Source organism: Streptantibioticus parmotrematis, assembly GCF_019890615.1.
In the GTDB taxonomy this organism is placed as follows: domain Bacteria; phylum Actinomycetota; class Actinomycetes; order Streptomycetales; family Streptomycetaceae; genus Streptantibioticus_D; species Streptantibioticus_D parmotrematis.
Window position 1 is genome coordinate 30,407 of sequence record NZ_JAINVZ010000028.1, and the last position, 19,200, is coordinate 49,606.

At 73.7% G+C, this 19,200-nt stretch carries 19 protein-coding genes; 3 read left to right on the forward strand and 16 right to left on the reverse strand.

Features of this window, described 5'->3' with window-relative positions:
* Positions 1–5: 5 nt before the first annotated feature.
* From nadC to K7472_RS28385, 6 genes are all read right to left on the reverse strand, one after another.
* Positions 6–1,040: a carboxylating nicotinate-nucleotide diphosphorylase gene (gene nadC / locus K7472_RS28360; RefSeq protein ID WP_222981436.1), complete on the reverse strand. Its 1,035-nt coding sequence runs from the start codon at positions 1,038–1,040 to the stop codon at positions 6–8.
* Positions 1,037–2,731: an L-aspartate oxidase gene (locus K7472_RS28365; RefSeq protein WP_222981437.1), complete on the reverse strand. Its 1,695-nt coding sequence runs from the start codon at positions 2,729–2,731 to the stop codon at positions 1,037–1,039. The genes nadC and K7472_RS28365 overlap by 4 nt, the downstream gene beginning before the upstream one ends.
* The gene (gene panC / locus K7472_RS28370) at positions 2,728–3,609 is read right to left on the reverse strand and encodes a pantoate--beta-alanine ligase (RefSeq protein ID WP_222981438.1); all 882 of its coding nucleotides are present in this window, start codon (positions 3,607–3,609) and stop codon (positions 2,728–2,730) included. The genes K7472_RS28365 and panC overlap by 4 nt, the downstream gene beginning before the upstream one ends.
* Entirely contained in the window at positions 3,606–4,544 is a 939-nt protein-coding gene (locus K7472_RS28375) for a Rossmann-like and DUF2520 domain-containing protein (protein ID WP_222981439.1), read from the reverse strand. Before K7472_RS28375 ends, panC begins: the two co-directional genes overlap by 4 nt.
* Before the next feature lie 213 nt (positions 4,545–4,757).
* The gene (locus tag K7472_RS28380; RefSeq protein WP_222981440.1) at positions 4,758–5,438 is read right to left on the reverse strand and encodes a response regulator; all 681 of its coding nucleotides are present in this window, start codon (positions 5,436–5,438) and stop codon (positions 4,758–4,760) included.
* 111 nt (positions 5,439–5,549) lie between these two features.
* Positions 5,550–6,752 (reverse strand): sensor histidine kinase, encoded by a 1,203-nt coding sequence (locus tag K7472_RS28385; RefSeq protein WP_222981441.1) that lies wholly within the window; start codon positions 6,750–6,752, stop codon positions 5,550–5,552.
* A gap of 154 nt (positions 6,753–6,906) precedes the next feature.
* Between K7472_RS28385 and K7472_RS28390 the strand changes: the two genes are divergently transcribed.
* Positions 6,907–7,941, forward strand: coding sequence for an SAM-dependent methyltransferase (locus K7472_RS28390; protein ID WP_222981442.1), 1,035 nt, complete (start codon positions 6,907–6,909; stop codon positions 7,939–7,941).
* 12 nt (positions 7,942–7,953) lie between these two features.
* Entirely contained in the window at positions 7,954–9,096 is a 1,143-nt protein-coding gene (locus K7472_RS28395) for an NADH-quinone oxidoreductase subunit D (protein WP_222981443.1), read from the forward strand.
* A gap of 80 nt (positions 9,097–9,176) precedes the next feature.
* On the opposite strand, the gene K7472_RS28400 is transcribed toward K7472_RS28395, so the two are convergent.
* The 4 genes from K7472_RS28400 to K7472_RS28415 all read right to left on the reverse strand — a co-directional run bounded on the left by K7472_RS28400 (position 9,177) and on the right by K7472_RS28415 (position 12,732).
* Positions 9,177–10,100, reverse strand: a complete 924-nt coding sequence (locus tag K7472_RS28400; protein WP_222981444.1) for a hypothetical protein — start codon at positions 10,098–10,100, stop codon at positions 9,177–9,179.
* Positions 10,101–10,316: 216 nt separating this feature from the next.
* Entirely contained in the window at positions 10,317–11,300 is a 984-nt protein-coding gene (locus K7472_RS28405) for an ABC transporter substrate-binding protein (protein ID WP_252396384.1), read from the reverse strand.
* Positions 11,285–12,010 (reverse strand): ABC transporter permease, encoded by a 726-nt coding sequence (locus K7472_RS28410; RefSeq protein ID WP_222981445.1) that lies wholly within the window; start codon positions 12,008–12,010, stop codon positions 11,285–11,287. The genes K7472_RS28405 and K7472_RS28410 overlap by 16 nt, the downstream gene beginning before the upstream one ends.
* Entirely contained in the window at positions 12,010–12,732 is a 723-nt protein-coding gene (locus K7472_RS28415) for an ABC transporter permease (protein WP_222981446.1), read from the reverse strand. Before K7472_RS28415 ends, K7472_RS28410 begins: the two co-directional genes overlap by 1 nt.
* Positions 12,733–12,923: 191 nt before the next feature.
* Between K7472_RS28415 and K7472_RS28420 the strand changes: the two genes are divergently transcribed.
* Positions 12,924–14,057: a betaine/proline/choline family ABC transporter ATP-binding protein gene (locus K7472_RS28420; RefSeq protein ID WP_222981447.1), complete on the forward strand. Its 1,134-nt coding sequence runs from the start codon at positions 12,924–12,926 to the stop codon at positions 14,055–14,057.
* 48 nt (positions 14,058–14,105) lie between these two features.
* Here K7472_RS28420 and K7472_RS28425 read toward each other — a convergent pair whose 3' ends face one another.
* From K7472_RS28425 to K7472_RS28450, 6 genes are all read right to left on the reverse strand, one after another.
* On the reverse strand, positions 14,106–14,594 hold the full coding sequence (locus K7472_RS28425; protein WP_222981448.1) for a DUF3180 domain-containing protein: 489 nt from the start codon (positions 14,592–14,594) through the stop codon (positions 14,106–14,108).
* A 38-nt stretch (positions 14,595–14,632) separates the two neighbouring features.
* Positions 14,633–15,223, reverse strand: coding sequence for a 2-amino-4-hydroxy-6-hydroxymethyldihydropteridine diphosphokinase (gene folK / locus K7472_RS28430; protein ID WP_109448759.1), 591 nt, complete (start codon positions 15,221–15,223; stop codon positions 14,633–14,635).
* Positions 15,220–15,579, reverse strand: a complete 360-nt coding sequence (gene folB / locus K7472_RS28435) for a dihydroneopterin aldolase (protein ID WP_222981449.1) — start codon at positions 15,577–15,579, stop codon at positions 15,220–15,222. Before folB ends, folK begins: the two co-directional genes overlap by 4 nt.
* A gap of 240 nt (positions 15,580–15,819) precedes the next feature.
* On the reverse strand, positions 15,820–16,359 hold the full coding sequence (locus tag K7472_RS28440; protein WP_222981450.1) for a nuclear transport factor 2 family protein: 540 nt from the start codon (positions 16,357–16,359) through the stop codon (positions 15,820–15,822).
* Positions 16,356–17,210, reverse strand: a complete 855-nt coding sequence (gene folP, locus K7472_RS28445) for a dihydropteroate synthase (RefSeq protein ID WP_222981451.1) — start codon at positions 17,208–17,210, stop codon at positions 16,356–16,358. Before folP ends, K7472_RS28440 begins: the two co-directional genes overlap by 4 nt.
* Positions 17,211–17,305: 95 nt before the next feature.
* Entirely contained in the window at positions 17,306–19,138 is a 1,833-nt protein-coding gene (locus tag K7472_RS28450) for a phosphatidylglycerol lysyltransferase domain-containing protein (protein ID WP_222981452.1), read from the reverse strand.
* Positions 19,139–19,200 lie beyond the last annotated feature (62 nt).

Below are 19,200 nucleotides of genomic sequence, written 5' to 3' on the forward strand. Positions count from 1 at the left end.
GCCGCTCAGCCCTCCGCGTCCGCGGTGCCGTCGGCGGCCTGCTCGCGCAGGTCCAGGCCGATGTCGAGGATCGGCGAGGAGTGGGTGAGCCCGCCGACCGCCAGGTAGTCGACGCCGGTCTCCGCGTAGGCGCGGGCGACGTCCAGAGTGAGGCGGCCGGAGGACTCCAGCGCGGCCCGCCCGGCGACGATCGCCACCGCCTCCTCGGTCTCGGCGGGGGTGAAGTTGTCCAGCAGGATCAGGTCGGCGCCCGCGTCCAGCACCTCGCGCACCTGGTGCAACGTGTCCACCTCGACCTCGATCGCCAGGTCGGGGAACTCCTCGCGCACCGCGCGGAAGGCCTGCGCCACGCCGCCCGCCGCGACCACGTGGTTGTCCTTGACCAGCGCCGCGTCCGACAGCGACATGCGGTGGTTGACGCCGCCGCCGCAGCGCACCGCGTACTTCTCCAGGGCGCGCAGGCCAGGCGTCGTCTTGCGGGTGTCGCGCACCCGGGTCCTGGTGCCCTCCAGCGCGTCGGCCCAGGCGCGGGTGGCGGTGGCGATGCCGGACAGGCGGCACAGCAGGTTCAGCGCGCTGCGCTCGGCGGTGAGCAGGTCACGGGTGCGGGTGCGCACGCTCAGCAGCACCTGGCCCGCCTCGACCCGGTCGCCGTCCTCCACGTGCCGTTCGACCTCGAACTCGTCGGTGCACACCACCGACAGGACGGCCTCGGCGATCCGCAGGCCCGCCACCACGCCGGGCTGACGGACCGTGAAGTCGCCCACCGCGACGGCGTCCTCGGGGATGGTCGCCACCGTGGTGACGTCCACGCCGTCGTCGAGGTCCTCCTCGATGGCCATGTGCGCGATGTCCTCGACCTGCACCGGGTCGAGCCCGGCGTCGGCGAGCAGCTGCGCGAGGTCCGGGTCGAGGCCGCACTCCAGCGGGTCGAGCGCGTACGCGTCGTCGCCCCCGCAGCCGCAGCCGTCACCGCAGCCGCCGCCCGCGCCCTCACCGGGGCGGCCGATCTGGATCAGGGGCAGGTCGGGGGTGCTCATGCGGAGTGCTCCGGGGTCTCGACGGGCGGGAAGTCCGTGCTGGGGGTGGTACGGACGGCGGGCGTGCCGTCCGGGGCGAGGGTCACGACGAGGTGCCGGGCCCAGGCGGCATCGTCGCGCTCCGGGTGGTCCTCGCGCCAGTGGCAGCCGCGGGTCTCCTCCCGGCGGGCCGCGGCGGCGACCAGGACGCGGGCGACCAGGCTGAGGTTGGTGGCCTCCCAGGTCTCCACGCAGGGCTCCGCGGTCTTCTCGTCGCGGGCCAGGTCCTCGACGGCCCGCGTGTGGACGCGTTCCAGCGCGGCGGCGGCGCCCGCCAGGCTCTCCGCGCTGCGCAGCACGCCCGCGCCCGCCGTCATGACGCGCTGGATCTCGTAGCGCGCGCCGTGCTCCAGCAGCGGCGCCCGGGACGGCCCGGGCAGGACCGGGGCGCCCGGCGCGGGGCGCTCGCGGGTGAGGACGTCGTCGGCGATGCGCTCGGCGAAGACCAGGCCCTCCAGCAGGGAGTTGGAGGCGAGCCGGTTGGCGCCGTGGACGCCCGTGCAGGCCACCTCGCCGCACGCGTACAGTCCCGGCACGGTGGTGCGGCCGCGCAGGTCGGTGCGGACGCCGCCGGAGGCGTAGTGGGCGGCCGGGGCGACCGGGATGGGCTCGCTCACCGGGTCGATGCCGTTGGCCCGGCAGGCGGCCAGGATGGTCGGGAAGCGCCTGGCCCACATCTCGGCGCCGAAGTGCCGGGCGTCCAGGTACATGTGATCGGTGCCGTGCTCCTGCATCCGGCGGGTGATCGCCTTGGCCACGATGTCGCGCGGGGCCAGCTCCGCCAGCTCGTGCTGCCCCAGCATGAAGCGGACGCCGTCGGCGTCGACCAGGTGGGCGCCCTCGCCGCGGACCGCCTCGGAGACCAGCGGCTGCTGGCCCTCGGCCTGCGGGCCCAGCCACAGCACCGTCGGGTGGAACTGGACGAACTCCAGGTCGCTGACCTCGGCGCCGGCCCGCAGCGCCAGCGCCACGCCGTCGCCGGTGGAGACCGCCGGGTTGGTGGTGGCCGAGAAGACCTGGCCCATGCCGCCGGTGGCCAGCACGACCGCCGGGGCCCGCACCGCGCCGACGCCGTCGCGCCGCCCCTCGCCCATCACGTGCAGCGTCACGCCCGCGGTGCGGCCGCCCCTGTCGGTGAGCAGGTCCAGCACGAGGGCGTTCTCGACCGTCTCGATGCCCGCGGTGCGCACCGCCTCGACCAGCGCGCGGGAGACCTCGGCGCCGGTGGCGTCGCCGCCCGCGTGGACGATGCGGCTGCGGTGGTGGCCGCCCTCCCGGGTCAGCAGGATCTCGCCGTTCGACTCGGAGGTGTCGAAGCGGGCGCCGGAGGCGATCAGCCGCCGTACCGCGTCGGGGCCCTCGGTGACCAGCAGCCGTACCGCGCTCTCGTCGCACACCCCGGCGCCCGCCACCAGCGTGTCGTCCAGGTGCTGCGCGGGGGTGTCGCCGTCCCCGAGCGCCGCGGCGATGCCGCCCTGCGCCCAGCGGGTCGAGCCGTCGTCGAGGCGAGCCTTGGTGACCACGGTGACCCGGGCGCCGCCCGCGGCGCAGCGCAGCGCGGTGGTCAGCCCGGCGACGCCGGAGCCGACGACGACCACGTCCGCGTCGATCGCCCAGCCGGGCGCGGGGGCCAGCAGACGTATGTCGCTCATCGGAACGCTCCAAACTCCGCGGGCCCGGACTGCGGGGGCCCGAACTCCAGGGGCAGGTTGTCGATCAGCCGGGTGGTGCCGACCCGGGCGGCCACCGCGAGGACGGCCGGGCCAGTGTGCGCCGGTCCCGCCTCGGTGAAGTCGGCGGGGTCCACCAGCGCGAGGTAGTCCAGGTCGATCCCGTCCGCCTTCTCCAGCACGGCGCGGGCCGCCTCCCGTACGGCGTCGGGCCCGGCGTCCAGCGCGTCGCGGCCGGCGAACAGGGCGCGCGACAGCGTCAGCGCGGTCTCGCGGTCCCGGGCGGTCAGGTAGCGGTTGCGGCTGGAGAGGGCCAGGCCGTCCGGCTCGCGCACGGTGGGCACGCCGACGATCTCCACGCCGAAGTTCAGGTCGGCCGCCATCCGCTGGATCAGGGCGAGTTGCTGGGCGTCCTTGCGGCCGTAGAACGCGACGTCGGGGGCGGTGAGGTGGAGCAGCTTGGCGACGACGGTGAGCATGCCGTCGAAGTGCCCGGGGCGGGCGGCGCCCTCGTAGCGCTCGCCCATCGGCCCGGCCGCGATCCGCACCCGCGGTTCGCCGCCCGGGTAGACCTCCTCGACGGACGGCGCCAGCACGATGTCGGCGCCGGCCGCGGCGGCCGTCCCGACGTCCGCGTCGAGGGTGCGCGGGTAGCGGTCGAGGTCCTCGCCCGGGCCGAACTGCAAGGGGTTGACGAAGACGGTGACCACGACCTGGCCGTCCGCGCCGACGTGGTCGCGGGCGGTGCGGATCAGCGTGGCGTGGCCCTCGTGCAGCGCGCCCATGGTCATCACCACGGCACGCCGCCCGCGGTGCGGGGCGCGCAGCCCGTCCGCGGTGCGCAGCAGCTTCACGGTCATCGGGCTCCTTGGTCGTCCGGCCGGTCGGCGAGCGCGTCCAGCAGGGGTTCGGCGAGTTCCGGCTTGAGCATCCCGTTGACCAGGGCGCGGTCGGCGGTGGCCCGGGCCATCGCGACGTAACTGGCCACCGTCTGCGGCGAGTGCGCCCGCAGCTGGTCGAGGTGGGCGGCGACGGTGCCGGCGTCGCCGCGCGCCACCGGGCCGGTGAGCGCCTGGTCGCCGGAGCGCAGCGCGTTGTCGAGGGCGGCGCCGAGCAGCGGGCCGAGCATCCGTCCCGGGTGCGCGACGCCCGCCGCCTGGAGCAGTTCGCGGGCCTGGGCGACGAGGGTGACCAGATGGTTGGAGCCGATGGCGAGCGCCGCGTGGTACAGCGGGCGGTTCTCCTCGGCGATCCACTCCGGCTCGCCGCCCATCTCGACCACCAGGGCCTCGGCGGCCAGCCGCAGTTCCTCCGGCGCGGTCACCCCGAACGAGCAGCCCTCCAGGCGCTGGACGTCGACGGTGGTGCCGGTGAAGGTCATCGCCGGGTGCAGGGCCAGCGGCAGCGCCCCGGCGCGGCGCGCGGGGTCGAGCACGGCGGCCCCGTACCGCCCGGAGGTGTGCGCCAGCAGTTGCCCGGGCCGTACCGCGCCGGTCTCGGCGAGCCCGGTCACGAGGGCGGACAGCGCGTCGTCGGGCACGGTCAGCAGCACCAGGTCGGCGCGGGCCAGCACCTGGGCGGGCTCGACCAGCGGCACGTCCGGCAGCAGGGCGGCGGCGCGGCGCCGGGAGGCGTCGGAGACCCCGGAGACGGCCACCGGGCGGTGTCCGGCCAGCCGCAGCGCGGCGGCGAGGGCGGGTCCCACCCGTCCGGCGCCAACCACGCCGACGGTGAGCCGGGCCGGGCGGTCCTCGACCCCACCGGACCTGGGCCCGGGAGTGTGCGATGCGTTCACGCTTCGGTCGCCTTCCGTTCCAGTCCTCACACGGGTACCGGACGCATTCTCGTCAATGCTACGCGAAGGGTCGCGGACGCAGGAGGGCCGAGGCGTGGCGGGCTCGCGGTCGGGGCGGTGGCCTAACGTTCGGCGGCGTCGCGGTCGGTGCGGCGCCTTGCGGTCGGCGGCCTCGCGGTCGGTGCGGCGGCTACGGGGTGGCGGCTGGGGTGGCTACGCCGCGCCGCCCGCGCGGACCAGGCCCGTCTCGTACGCCAGCACCACCGCCTGCACCCGGTCGCGCAGTTCGAGCTTGGTCAGGATGCGGCCCACGTGGGTCTTGACGGTGGCCTCGGACAGCACCAGGCGCTGGGCGATCTCGCCGTTGGACAGCCCCTGGGCGACCAGCAGCAGCACCTCGCGCTCGCGCTCGGTCAGCCGCCCCAGCTGCGGGCTGGTGGGCTGCGTGGTGTGCGGCAGCAGCGGCGCGAAGCGGTCCAGCAGGCGGCGGGTGGTGGAGGGGGCGACCACCGCGTCGCCGCTGTGCACCGCGCGGATCGCGGTCAGCAGTTCGGCGGGCGGCACGTCCTTCAGCATGAAGCCGCTGGCCCCGGCCTTGAGCGCGGCGAAGGCGTACTCGTCGAGGTCGAAGGTGGTCAGGATCAGGACCCGGGGCCCGCCGTCGCGTTCCTGCTCGCCGCCGCAGATGCGCCGGGTCGCCTCGACGCCGTCCATCTTCGGCATGCGCACGTCCATCAGCACCACGTCGACCTCGGCCGTGCGCAGCACCTCGATCGCCTCCCCGCCGTCCCCGGCCTCGGCGACGACCTCCATGTCGGGCTGCGCCTGGAGCACCATGCGGAAACCGGTGCGCAGCAGCACCTGGTCGTCGACGAGCATCACGCGGATCGCCATGGGGGCCTCATCATTCGTCGGGTCTCGGGGGACGTACGGCCGAGTCTCGGGAGCGTACGGCAGGGTTACGGGGGTCGTGCCGAGGGTCTCGCGGGGGTGGGCCGGGCCGGGTCAGCGGGCCGGCTTCAGGGGCAGGGCCGCGGCGATCCGGAAGCCGCCGCCCGGCCTCGGGCCGGTGTCGATCGTGCCGCCGACCATGGCGATCCGCTCCCGCATGCCGATCAGGCCCTGGCCGAGGCCGTCCGCCCCGCCCGCGCCGTCCTCGTAGTGCTCGCGCTGGGCGCCGCGGCCGTCGTCCTCGATGAGCATCCGCAGTTCGGCGTCGCCGTAGGTCAGCTGCACGGTGGCGCTGACGTCGGGGCCGCCGTGCTTGCGGGTGTTGGTCAGCGCCTCCTGCACGATGCGGTACGCGGTCAGCTCGACGCCGGAGGACAGCGGGCGCGGGCGGCCGGCCACCGCGAAGTCCACCGGCAGGCCCGCGCCGCGCACCTGCTCGATGAGGTCGCCGAGCTGGTCGACGCCGGGCTGCGGCACGTACTCGCCGCCGCTGTCGTCGGAGGCGCGCAGCAGCCCGAGCAGGCGGCGCATCTCGGCCAGCGCCAGGCGGCCGGTCTGCGAGATCGTGCCGAGCGCCTGCTTGGCCTGGTCCGGCGAGGAGTCCAGCACGTAGGCCGCGCCGTCCGCCTGCACCACCATCACCGACACGTTGTGCGCGACCACGTCGTGCAGCTCACGCGCTATCCGGGCGCGCTCCGCGGCCACCGCGGCCTTGGCCTGCGCCTCCCGCTCGCGGTGCAGCCGCTCGGCGCGTTCCTCCAGCTGCGCGTAGTACGCCCTGCGGGTGCGCACGCTGTCGCCGATCACCCAGGCCAGCGCGAACGGCACGGTCAGGAAGACCACGCTGACGATCCGGTTGCCGCTGCTGTCGACGCCGGACGGCCAGCGCCAGTCGGCCAGCGTGGCCGCGCTCAGCGCGCCGACCAGGGCGACCCGCGAGGCCCAGCGAGCACCGCAGGACGCCACCGTGTAGACGATCATCAGCATCGCGAAGTCGGCGACTACCACCTGGGTGTCGAGCGCCAGCTGGGCGACGCCCGCCGCGATCGCGAGCAGCAGCATCTTCTCCGGGTAGCGCCGGCGCAGCGCCCACACCAGGCACAGCAGCCCCGATATCCCGGCCATCGCCAGCCGCATGCGGTACGGGTGCGTGCTCTCCGCGACGACCTGCAACGCCGACATACCGAGCAGGAGGACGGCCCAGAAGGAGTCGACCCCGGTCGGGTGTCTGCGGAGGAAGTCGTAGAGGCGCTGCACGTCACCCAGCGTAGGCACGTGTTCTGTGTGCGGGGGTCAGCCGGTAGAGCGATCCTGCGCGGGGCGCGTACTCCCCAAGGTGGACTCCGGGTGCACCGCGCCCGCGCCGGGGGCGGCGGCTCGGCCACGCGGTCGCGCCGCCTACGGTGGAGCGGTGACGACGCGGTGGTGCGGGTGGCGGGAGGCCACCGAGCGGGCGCTGTACGGGCCCGGTGGCTTCTTCGTGACTCCTGACGGGCCCGGCCCCGCCGGGCACTTCCGGACCTCGGTGCACGCCTCGCCGCTGTTCGCGGGCGCGGTCGCGCGGCTGCTGGAGCAGGTGGACGCGGCCCTCGGCCACCCCGACGAGCTGGCCCTGGTCGACGTGGGCGCCGGACGCGGCGAGCTGACCACCGGGGTGCTCAAGCAGGTGCCGAAGGCGCTGGCCGCCCGGCTCGTCCCCTACGCGGTCGAGCGCGCCCCGCGTCCCGCCGGTCTCGACGCACGGGTGCGCTGGAGCGACCGGATCCCGGAAGGCCCGCGCGGGCTGCTGTTCGCCAACGAGTGGCTGGACAACGTGCCGGTCGACGTCGCCGAGACCGGGGAGGACGGGGTGCCGCGCTACGTGGAGGTGCGCGACGACGGCACCGAGCGGCCGGGCGCGGTGGTGGACGGCGCGGACGCGCGGTGGCTGGAGCGCTGGTGGCCGATCGCCGGTGAACCGGGGGCGCGCGCCGAGATCGGGCTGCCGCGCGACCTCGCCTGGACCGCTGCGGCCGGTTCACTGGCCGAGGGGCTCGCCGTCGCGGTGGACTACGCGCACGAACGCGGCGCCCGCCCGCCGCTGGGCACCCTGACCGGCTTCCGCGGCGGGCGCGAGGTGCGGCCTGTGCCGGACGGCTCGTGCGACCTGACCTCCCACGTCGCCCTGGACGCCTGCCGGGGCCCCGGCGCGGCCCTGCTCACCCAGCGTGACGCGCTGCGGGCGCTGGGGGTGAGCGGGGCCAGGCCGCCGCTGGAACTGGCCTCCCGCGACCCGGCGGGCTACGTGCGGGCGCTGGCCGCGGCGGGCGAGGCGGCCGAGCTGACCGCCCCCGGCGGGCTCGGCGCGTTCACCTGGCTCGCCCAGCCGGTACGCGTCGCACTGCCGCCCGCGCTGGACGTCCCCCGACCAGGGGCACCGGGACCGGAGGCAGGCTCCGGGGGCTGAGAGACTGGGGGCATGACGGAGACGACGGTCGGCATCGGTGGAGCCGCCGAGGGCACCGACATGGTGCTCAACATCGGCCCGCAGCACCCCTCCACGCACGGCGTGCTGCGCCTGCGCCTGGTCCTGGACGGCGAGCGGATCCGCGAGGCCGAGCCGGTCATCGGCTACATGCACCGGGGCGCGGAGAAGCTCTTCGAGGCCCGCGACTACCGGCAGATCATCATGCTGGCCAACCGGCACGACTGGCTGTCCGCCTTCTCCAACGAACTCGGCGTGGTGCTGGCCGTCGAGCGGATGCTCGGCATGGAGGTCCCCGAGCGCGCGGTGTGGACCCGCACCCTGCTCGCCGAGCTGAACCGGGTGCTCAACCACCTGATGTTCCTCGGCTCCTACCCGCTGGAACTCGGCGGCATCACCCCGGTCTTCCACGCGTTCCGGGAGCGCGAGGAACTGCAGAACGTGATGGAGGAGATCTCCGGCGGCCGGATGCACTACATGTTCAACCGGGTCGGCGGCCTCAAGGAGGACCTGCCGGCCGGCTGGCTCGGCCGCGCCCGGCAGGCGGTGGCCGACGTGCGCTCCCGGATGGACGTCTACGACCGGCTGGTGCTCGGCAACGAGATCTTCCGCGGCCGCACCCGCGGCGTCGGCGTCCTGACCCCGGCGGCCGTGCACGCCTACGGGGTGTCCGGGCCGATCGCCCGCGCCTGCGGCGTCGACTTCGACCTGCGCCGCGACGAGCCGTACCTCGCCTACGGCGAACTGGGCGACGTGCTGAAGGTGGTCACCCGGACCGACGGGGACTGCCTGGCGCGGTTCGAATGCCTGCTGGAGCAGACCCACAACTCCCTGGCGCTGGCCGACGCCTGCTTGGACCGCCTCACGCAGCTGCCGCCAGGCCCGATCAACCAGCGGCTGCCGAAGGTGCTGAAGGCCCCCGAGGGCACCACGTACGCCTGGACCGAGAACCCGCTCGGGATCAACGGCTACTACCTGGTCTCCAAGGGCGACAAGACCCCCTACCGGCTCAAGCTGCGCTCGGCGTCGTACAACAACATCCAGGCGCTCACCGAACTGCTGCCGGGCACCCTGGTCGCCGACATGGTGGCGATCCTCGGCTCGCTGTTCTTCGTCGTCGGCGACATCGACAAGTAGGCTTCCCGGCAACGGACATGACGTGACAGGAGGGGCGCGGCCACGGTGGCCGCGCCCCTCCTGTCATGTGGGTACGGGGGCTACGAGTGGGCCCGCAGCACCGTCACGTCGATCTGCTCGGTCTCGTCGTGCGCGGTCAGGTCGATGACCGCCGCGTCCTCGGCGTCCCGCGCCGGGCCCGGCTCCCGCTCGGCGCTCCTGCTGAGGGCGACGGCCTCGTCGCCGACCACGTCCGCCAGGTCGTCGGCGGCGGGCGTCTTGTGGACGCCGAAGAAGTCGAAGCCGCCCTGCGGCCTGCCCACCGGGCGCTTGGGCTGCGCGTACGGCAGGACGGCGGTGGCGGTGGTCGTGGCGGTCGCCGGGACGAGCCGGTCGTCGCCGGTGTCGGCGGGCTCGCGGTGGCGGGCCTCCTCGACGGTGGCGTCGGCCTTCTGGCGGGCGGCGTTGCGGCCGAAGTCGCGCAGCGCCTCGGCGGCCCTGCGGTAGGCGTCCGGGCCGACCGCCACGGTGGCCGGCGCGTCGATCGCCTTCGGCGCGGCGGCGGCCTCGATGGCGAGGCGGCGACGGCTCTCCAGCGCGCGGGCCCGCTCGCTCTCGGCGGTCGCGTACCGGCGCAGCAGCGCGGCGTGCTCCCCGCGCAGGCGGCCCACCTCGGCCCGCTTGGCGCGCAGTTCGCGCTCCAGGCGGTGGCGCAGCTCGCGGGACTCCTCGACGTCGCTCTCCAGCTCGGCTATGCGCTCGTCGGTGTGCCACTCGTCGCGCACCCGGGCGGCCTCCAGGTCGGCGACCCGCTTGCCGGCGGAACGGTCCCACTGCCGCAGCAGGACCGCCCCGGCGCACGCGGCGGCGGCCGCCGCCGCGACCAGCACGCGCAGCACCACGCCGTCGTCACCGGTGGGACTGAACCAGGCGCCGACGGCGACGACCGAGGCGGACCCGGCGACCGTCAAAGGGGGAAGAAGCCGGTGCAGTGGCGGTGAATGGCGGTGTCGTCCACGGGGCATGGCTTGAAACTTAGCGTGGAAAAGCAGCGGGCGGGAGCCGACGGCCCGATTTCGCACCACCTGTTGTGTCACATAGGGGATTGCGGGGCCCGATATACACGCAGGGCATTCACGCAAACACATTCCGCCCAACAAGAACGATCTTGCCGGGCCCCGCTCCCGATCCCTCAGCTCCCGGTCACTCGGCTCTCCCGGTCGCTCGGTTCTCCCGATGGCTCAGCTGCTGAGCAGGCCCTTCGACTTCAGATAGGCGTCGGCGACGTCGGAGGGCTTCTCCCGGTCCGCGTCGACCTGCTTGTCCAGCTGGGTCAGGTCGGCGGTGGTGAGCACCTTCGTCAGCTTGTCCAGCGCGTCGGCGACGCCCGCGGACCCGGCGTGCGCCGCGTTGACCACCGGCAGCACGTAGTCGGCGTTCTGCAGGTGCTTGTCGTCGGTGAGCAGCACCAGGCCGAACTGGTCCAGCGTCGCGTCGGTGGTGGTGGTCAGCACCAGCTGGTCGGTGCCGTCCTTGACCGCCTGCTTGGACTGCGGGGTGCCGACGCCCTTGGGGTCGATGCCGGTGACGTCGATGCCGTAGGTCTTCTTCAGGCCCGGCTCGCAGTACGGGCGGTCCGGGCACTCGTCACCGGCCGCCAGCTTCACCTTCACGCCCGACTTGCCCAGGTCGGAAAGGGTCTTGAGGTGGTGCTGGGTGGCGAACGACTGGGAGACCGCGAACGCGTTCTGGTCCACCGCCTGGCCGGCGGGCAGCACCTTCAGGCCGCGCGGGGTGGCGAGTTTCGTCAGCGCGGCCACCGTGGAGGTCACGTCGGGAGAGGCGACGGGACGCGCGGAGGCGCCGTTCACCTTCTGGTTGAGGAATTCCGCGAGGGTCGCCGCGTACTCCGGAACGACGTCGATCTGGCCCTTCTCCAGAGCCGGTTCATAAAGCTCGCGGTTCTGCACCGTCTTGACCGAGGTGGAGTAACCGGCGTTCGACAGCAGCTTCGCGTACAACTGCGCCAGCACTTCGCTCTCGGTGAATCCGGCGGATCCTATGACCAGCGATCCCTTGCTGCCTCCGGAGGCCGAGGCGGAACCGCCCTTGTCCTCCAGCGACTTGCCGCCGCACGCGGACAGCGAGGCGGCCAGGATCGCCGCCACCGACACCGCGCCCACGGCACGCACGCCGCCCAGGCCCTTGTTCATTCGGTCACCCATCTCTTCGACAGTCCACGGGAATTGACTTCTTTGCGGCGCGAGCGGCGCTGGTGGCGCAGCGGGTCGCCGAGCCGTGCCGCGCCCGCGAAGACCGCCTCGACCAGCAGCGCCAGCGCCGCGACCAGCACCGCGCCCCCCACCACCTGGTAGGTGTGCTGCTGGGCGAAGCCCGCGGTGATCAGCCGGCCCAGACCGCCGCCGCCCGGCAGCGCGGCGAGGGTGGCGGTGGCGACGATCTGCACGGCGGCGGTGCGCACCCCGGTCATGATCAGCGGGAAGGCCAGCGGCAGTTCGACCCGCAGCAGTATCTGGCCGCCGGTCATGCCCGTCCCGCGCGCCGACTCCACGACGTCGCGGTCGACCTCGGTCATGCCGACGTAGGCGTTGGTCAGCAGCGGCGGCACGGCGAACAGCACCAGCGCGATCACCGTCGGCCACTGCCCGTACCGCCCCAGCGGGCTGAGCACCAGCAGCACCAGCACCGCGAAGGTGGGCACCGCGCGGCCGACGTTGGACAGGTTGATCGCCAGCGTGCCGCCGCGCCGCAGGTGGCCCAGGACCAGGGCGACCGGCAGGGCCAGCACGCAGCTGATCGCCAGGCACACGACGGTGAGGTAGACGTGCTCGCCCAGCCGGTGCCAGATGCCGTCGGCGCCGGACCAGCTGGCGCCGGTGGTGAGCCAGGTCCACGCCTGGCCGATCGCGTCCATCAGGCCGCCGCCTCTCCGGTACGGGCCCGGGACGGCCGGGCGGAGCGGGCCGTGCGCCGCGTGCGCGTCCAGGGCGTCAGCAGCCGCTGCACGCCGAGCAGCAGCAGGTCGGCGGCGATCGCGAGCGCCACGCAGATCGCCGAGGCGGTCAGCACCTCGGCCTTGAACAGGGTGTTCATGCCGTCGTAGATGAGGTTGCCCAGGCCGCCGTAGCCGACGATGGCGCCCACCGTGGTGAGCGAGATCGCGGAGACGGTGGCGATGCGCAGGCCCGCCATCACCGTGGGCAGCGCCAGCGGCAGTTCGACCCGCAGCAGCAGCCGCAGCGGCCCGTAGCCCATGCCGCGCGCCGCCTCCCTGGCGTCCTCCGGCACCGCCTGGAGTCCGGCGAGGATGTTGCGCACCAGGATGGTCAGCGAGTAGAGCACCAGGCCGGTCACCACCACCGAGGCGGAGATCCCGAAGACCGGCAGCAGCAGTGAGTACATCGCGAGCGAGGGGATCGTGTAGAGCACGGTGGTGAAGCCCAGCACGGGCCCGGCGACCGGTTTCCACCGCCGCGCGACCAGCGCCAGCGGGAAGGCCACCACCAGCGCGAGCGCCACCGAGACCCCGGTGATCCACAGGTGCTGGAGCGTCGCGGCGGTCAGGTCGTGCGCGCGGGTGCGCACGTACTCACCGCAGATCCAGTCGTTGGCCACCAGGCAGTTGTCAGCCGCCATCGCGCACCTCCCCCGTCTCGTCCGTTTCCCGTCTCTCCAAGTGCTCCGCGAGCCTAACCCGGGCCACTGACAACCGGCCCGGACCGCCACATCCCGGCAACACGGCCTTCACATCCGGGCGGCAGGGTACGGTCGAGGCACCCGCAGACCTACGGTCGGGGGCTCCCGCAGACCGCGAGCAACGAGGGCGCATGATCCGCTTCGAGCACGTCACCAAGCGCTACCCGGACGGCACCACGGCCGTGGACGACCTGTCGTTCGAGGTCGCCGAGGGCGAGCTGGTCACGCTCGTCGGCCCGTCCGGCTGCGGCAAGACGACCACGATGAAGATGGTCAACCGGCTGATCGACCCGACCGAGGGCCGCATCCTGGTCGACGGCGAGGACATCGCCGGTGTCGACCCGGTGAAGCTGCGCCGCCGCATCGGCTACGTCATCCAGCAGGTCGGCCTGTTCCCGCACAAGACCGTGCTGGAGAACACCGCTACCGTGCCGCAGCTGCTGGGCTGGTCGCGACGGAAGGCCCGCGAGCGGGCGGCGGAGCTGCTGGACCTCGTCGGCCTCGACCCGGCCGTGCACGGCGACCGCTACCCCGACCAGCTCTCCGGCGGCCAGCGCCAGCGCGTCGGCGTGGCCCGGGCGCTCGCCGCGGACCCGCCGGTGCTGCTGATGGACGAGCCGTTCGGCGCGGTCGACCCGGTGGTGCGCGAACACCTCCAGAGCGAGTTCCTCCGGCTTCAGCGGCAGGTCCGCAAGACGGTGCTGTTCGTCACCCACGACATCGAGGAGGCCGTGCGGCTCGGCGACCGCATGGCGGTCTACGGCGCCGGGCGCGTCGAGCAGTTCGACACCCCGGCCACCGTGCTGGGCGCCCCCGCGTCGCCGTACGTCGCCGACTTCGTCGGGTCCGACCGCGGGCTCAAGCGGCTGTCGGTGACCGCGATCGGCCAGGACGACCTGGAGCAGCCGCCGGTGGTGCGGCTGGACGACGCGGTGGAGGCGGCGGCCGAGCGGCTGGCGGCGCAGGACGCGCGGTGGGCGGTCGTGCTGGACGCGGGCGGCGCGCTGCACGGCTGGGTGGCCCGCGAGGCGCTGGCGGACGGCGCGGCGGTACGCGACCACGCCCGCCGGATGGAGGCGTGGCTGCCGCTGGGCGCGTCGCTGAAGCAGGCGTTCAGCGTGATGCTCCAGCACGACGCGGGCTGGGTCGCGGTCCTCGACGACGACGAGCGCTTCCGCGGCGTCCTGACCCCGGCGGGGCTGCACGAGGCGCTGCGCAGGTCGGTGTCCGGGGTGGAGCAGCTGGAGTCGGTCGCGGGCTCGTGAGCCCCGCCGGGCCTCCGGCCCCCTTCACGCCTTCGTCGCTCTCCCCCGCTACGCCTTCGTCGCGTTGTCCGGGCCCTGGTCCTCGTCGTCCGGGAGCTTGCAGACGCGTTCCATGAAGACCGCCGCGACCACCACCGCCGCGCCCGCGACCACCGCGAAGCCCGCGTAGACCGCCTGGTCGCGGCGGGCGGGGACGGACAGCTGGGAGGCGATCAGGTAGACGCACACCCCGCCGTAGACGCCCGCGACCAGCGCCGCGACCAGGGCGCTCGCCTGGCCGAAGACGACCGCGCGGGCGGCCACCAGCGGGTCGACGCCCTTGGCGTCGGGCTCGCGGTCGCGCTGGGCGCGCAGCCGGGCTCGCAGGCTCAGCGCCGTGCCGAGGATGACGACCGCGATCAGCGCCAGCACGATGGGCGCGGCGACCGGCACGCCGGGCAGCACGCCGACCGCGTTCCACAGCCGGGCCCCCGCCCAGGCCAGCACGCCGGCCACCACGAACAGCCCGATGAGCACCCGGAACCGCAGCTGCTTCACGAAGTCTCCTCCACACGTCGCCGCCGAAGCGGCAACGTCTACTCCGGGAGCCGGAGTTCCACGTCCTCGCGCTCCCGTACGTCGGATGCGTCCAGCCCCGCCAGCAGCTCGGTGACCGGACCGCGGCCCGGCAGCTGAGCCTGCGGGTCCACGTCGTGCCACGGTACGAGGACGAAGGCGCGTTCGTGCGCACGCGGGTGCGGCAGCGTGAGCTCCGGGTCCTCGCTGACCACGTCCTGGTACGCGACGATGTCCACGTCGATGGTGCGCGGGCCCCAGCGCTCGTCGCGCACCCGGTAGAACGCCTCCTCGATGGCGTGGGCGCGCTCCAGCAGGGACGACGGCGGAAGCGTCGTCTTCAGCAGCACGATCGCGTTGAGGTAGTTCGGCTGGGTGCCGGGCTCGACGCCCCACGGCTCGGTCTCGTACACCGGCGAGACGGCCTTGACCCGCAGGCCCGGGGTGTCCGCGAGCGCGTCCACCGCGCCCTGGAGGGTCTCCAGCCGGTTGCCGAGGTTGCCGCCGATGGAGACCACGGCCCATTTGGGGTTGCTCAGCGTGCTGTCGGCCGCGTCGACCCGCTCCTCGACGGAGGCGGGGACCGGCTGCACGGTCGGGTCGGAACTCACGGGCGCCTCCTGAGGATGGTGATGGACACGTCGTCGAACGGGACGGTGATCGGGGCGTCCGGCTTGTGCACGGTCACCTCGACCTCCCGCACCACCTCGTGCGTGAAGCACTGGTCGGCGATGCGCTGGGCGAGCGTCTCGATCAGGTTGACCGGCTCACCCGCCACGACGGCGGCGACCTGCTCGGCCACGATGCCGTAGTGGACGGTCCGGGTCAGGTCGTCCCCGGCGGCGGCCTCGGTGGTGTCGAGGCCGAGCACGAGGTCGACCAGGAAGGTCTGGCCCTCCTCCCGCTCCCGGGGGAAGACCCCGTGGTGTCCACGGGCCTTCAGGCCGCGCAGCGCGACGCGATCCACGAGACATCCTCCTGCTGGTCGAGACGTACGGGCGCCGTCCCGCCTCCGTATGGAGGGCCGCCCTGCGAAAGCTACGAGCCGAATCTACCTTCGGCCACCGACAGCCCGTTCCCACGGGGGTCCCCCGGTGGACGCGCCCCTACCCTGCGTGCCGGGGCCGCACTCCCCTCCGGCCGGATTCTTGGCTCGATCGTGTGCACGGCGTTGGCCCGGCTGACGGCCCGTCATGCGCCGGGCGGCTCAGGCGGACTCGTCCGGTCCCTGCGGGTACCCCCCGGCGGTACCGGTCCCCTCGTCCTCCTCGTCGGGGCCGTCGGACAGCACAGGCGATCCATGGTGGGACCACAGCCGCCAGCCCTCGGGTGTGCGGCGGAACACATTCGTGGCCACGACCAGACCGCCGACCAGTTCCCCGGCCGACCCGTCCTCCTGCGCGGGGCCGCCGCTGAGGATGTTCTCGCTGCACGTCACGATCGCGGTGCCGTCGGCCATCGCGATCTCCACGTCGGTCAGGAAGAACTGCATGTAGTCGGTGTTCGCCATGATCAGCGCGTACGAGCGCAGCACGTGGCCGCGGCCGCGCAGCACCGGCCAGCCCGGGTGCACCACGCTGACCGACTCGCCCTGCTCCCCGTCGAGCAGCAGCTCGCCGAGGACCTCCAGGTCACCGGCCTCCACGGCGTCGTAGAACGCCTGGTTGGCGCGCTCGACCGCCTCGTGGTCGGCCCGCTCGGCGCCGTCGTCCGCACCGCCCGCACCGCCCGCGTCGGCCGCCGTCACGTCGCCGCCTCGACGGCCCGGGCCACCCGCACCGCGTCGGCGGTCGGCCGGACCTGGTGCACCCGCACCGCCCAGGCGCCCTCGCGGGCCGCGATCGCGGAGACCGCCGCGGTCGCCGCGTCCCGCTCCCGCGCGGGCGGCGGATCGCCCTCACCACCGGCCAGCACCCGGCCGAGAAACCGCTTGCGGGAGGCGGCCACCAGCAGCGGGCGGCCCAGCGCGCGCAGCCGGTCGAGGTGCGCGACGAGCGCCAGGTCGTGACCGGCGTCCTTGGCGAAGCCCAGGCCCGGGTCGATCACCACGCGCTCCGGGTCGACGCCCGCCGCGACCACCGCGTCCAGCCGCTCCCGCAGCTCGTCGACGACCTCGGCCACCACGTCGCCGTAGAGCGCGCGGGAGTTCATGTCGATGCTCGCGCCGCGCCAGTGCATGACCACGAACGGGACGCGGGCGTCCGCCGCCACGGAGAGCATCGCCGGGTCGGCCAGGCCGCCGCTGACGTCGTTGACCAGGCGGGCGCCCGCCTCGACGGCCCGCTCCGCCACCGACGCGCGCATGGTGTCCACGCTGACCACCGCACCGGCCGCGGCCAGCTCGCGCACCACCGGGATCACCCGGCGCAGCTCCTCCGGCTCGTCGACCCTGCGGGCGCCGGGGCGGGTGGACTCGCCGCCGACGTCGACCAGGTCGGCGCCGGCGGCGATCAGGTCCAGGCCGTGCTTGACGGCACGCTCCGGGTCGAACCACAGCCCGCCGTCGCTGAACGAGTCGGGCGTGACGTTCACCACGCCCATCACCGCGCAGCGGTCCCAATCGGGCAGACCCGCCACCCGGCCTCGCAACGTACTCATACCCAAAGCGTAGGCGGTGCGCGGCGGGGCGCGGGCGGTCAGGCGGCCTCACGGCGTCGTGCGTCGGTCAGGCGGCCTCACGGCCCGTGCGTCGGTCAGGCGGCGTTACGGCCGAGCGGGGTCACTCGCTTGTCCTGCGGATGCGCGCACTCCCGTTGGCGCGGCTCCCGGCTGACCCCGGGGATCCAGCGACGCACCCGGGCGGGCAGCTCCAGGGTGATGAAGGCCTCCGCCTGCATCACCGCGAAGCCGATCCGGGGCAGGTCGCGGTTGTTGGGGAAGACCATGAACCGCGGCTCCCAGACGGGCTGGAACTTCGCGTTGAACTTGTACAGCGACTCGATCTGGAACCAGCGGGAGAGGAAGACCAGCAGGCCGCGCCAGAAGCGCAGCACCGGGCCGGCGCCGATCCGCTCGCCGCGGGCCAGCGCCGAGCGGAACATCGCGAAGTTCAGCGACACCCGCGCGATGCCCATCTCCGGCGCGTTGCTGAGCGCGTGCACGATCAGCAGCTCGTTCATCCCGGCGTCGGCCGAGCGGTCGCGGCGCATCAGCTCCAGCGAGATGCCGTCCTTGCCCCACGGCACGAAGTGCAGCACGGCCTTGAGGTCGCCGTGCGGCGAGGAGTCGTTCTCCTCGGTCTTGTGCGCGGTGACGACCACGCAGTCGCCGTCCTCCGGGTCGCCGAAGCGGCCCAGCGCCATCGAGAAGCCGCGCTCGGTGTCCGTGCCGCGCCAGTCGGCCGCCGCCGAGCGGACCCGGGCCCGCTCCTCCTCGGTCAGCTCGCTCACCCTGCGCATCCGGCAGGTGTAGCCGTTGCGTTCGACGCGCTTGACCATCTGCCGCACGTTGCGCATCGCCCGGCCGGACAGCGAGAACGACTCGGTCTCCACGATCGCCTCGTCGCCCAGCTCCAGCGCGTCGAGGCCGGTCTCGCGGGTCCACACCTCGCCGCCGGTCTCGCTGCACCCGACGACCGCCGGGATCCAGGCGTGTGCCCTGGACTCCTCCATGAACCGCTCGATGGCGCCGGGCCAGGCCTCGACGTCGCCGATCGGGTCGCCGCTGGCGAGCATGACGCCGGAGATGACGCGGTAGGAGATGGCCGCCTTGCCGGTGGCGGAGAAGATCACGGACTTGTCGCGGCGCAGCGCGAAGTGGCCCAGCGAGTCGCGCCGCCCGTGCTTGGACAGCAGCGCCCGCAGCCGCTCCTCGTCCTCCGCGCCGAGCACCGCGGTCGGGTGCTCGGGGCGCAGCACCAGGTACGCGGTGGTGAACAGGATGAGGAAGCCGAGGCCGCCGAGCGAGTAGCCGACCAGGTCCGCGGTGCGGTCCGAGGCGTAGTGCACCGGACCGCCGAGGCCGAAGAGCCCGTAGAAGACCGTCTGGCACCGGTCGAGGAAACCGGGATCGCCCATTTCCGACTTCGGGTGGGAACTGACGATCAGCAATCCGATACCAAAACAGACGACGCTGAGCACCACGAAGTTGTAGATCGCGCGCCAACGGGTACGAGGATCGGAGAGCGCCGCGAACTGCTCCCGATGGGTCAGCAACGTGACGAACAGTCCGATCGAGAGCACGACGTCCACCGGCGACACGTGGTGGTGCAGCGCTTCCGCGGCCACACCCGCCGGAAGCAGGACCACCGCGGCCGTCCAGGCACGTCGCTTGCGGCGCTTGAGGCCGTGGGCGAGCATCAGCAGCAGGAGGCCAACGATGATCGACGCGGCGGCCGCGATGCTGCTCACCGTGCCCGGCAGATATCCCGCCCAGGTGTGGATACGGCTGTGCCGGAACCGCGGAATGATGCCGTTGGCCAGGTTCAGCAGCCCGATCAGGGCGCACACCGTACCCACCAGAGCGGGTGCTTTCGACCCGGGTACGAGGACCACCCGGCGCTTCCGTGTGGCAGACGCCTCAGTCATCGATGCCGTCCTCTGACGGAACCCCATTGAGGCATTCGGCATCTTTCTGTGCAGACATCGGT

Excerpts from the sequence above, each read along its gene's own strand:
- K7472_RS28420 (WP_222981447.1), top strand. The coding sequence starts at position 12,924 with ATGATCCGCTTCGAGCACGTCACCAAGCGCTACCCGGACGGCACCACG.
- folP (WP_222981451.1), bottom strand. The coding sequence starts at position 17,210 with ATGAGTACGTTGCGAGGCCGGGTGGCGGGTCTGCCCGATTGGGACCGC.
- K7472_RS28380 (WP_222981440.1), bottom strand. The coding sequence starts at position 5,438 with ATGGCGATCCGCGTGATGCTCGTCGACGACCAGGTGCTGCTGCGCACC.
- K7472_RS28400 (WP_222981444.1), bottom strand. The coding sequence starts at position 10,100 with ATGCCCCGTGGACGACACCGCCATTCACCGCCACTGCACCGGCTTCTT.
- K7472_RS28365 (WP_222981437.1), bottom strand. The coding sequence starts at position 2,731 with ATGAGCGACATACGTCTGCTGGCCCCCGCGCCCGGCTGGGCGATCGAC.
- panC (WP_222981438.1), bottom strand. The coding sequence starts at position 3,609 with ATGACCGTGAAGCTGCTGCGCACCGCGGACGGGCTGCGCGCCCCGCAC.
- K7472_RS28415 (WP_222981446.1), bottom strand. The coding sequence starts at position 12,732 with ATGGCGGCTGACAACTGCCTGGTGGCCAACGACTGGATCTGCGGTGAG.
- K7472_RS28395 (WP_222981443.1), top strand. The coding sequence starts at position 7,954 with ATGACGGAGACGACGGTCGGCATCGGTGGAGCCGCCGAGGGCACCGAC.
- K7472_RS28450 (WP_222981452.1), bottom strand. The coding sequence starts at position 19,138 with ATGACTGAGGCGTCTGCCACACGGAAGCGCCGGGTGGTCCTCGTACCC.
- K7472_RS28410 (WP_222981445.1), bottom strand. The coding sequence starts at position 12,010 with ATGGACGCGATCGGCCAGGCGTGGACCTGGCTCACCACCGGCGCCAGC.
- K7472_RS28405 (WP_252396384.1), bottom strand. The coding sequence starts at position 11,300 with ATGGGTGACCGAATGAACAAGGGCCTGGGCGGCGTGCGTGCCGTGGGC.
- nadC (WP_222981436.1), bottom strand. The coding sequence starts at position 1,040 with ATGAGCACCCCCGACCTGCCCCTGATCCAGATCGGCCGCCCCGGTGAG.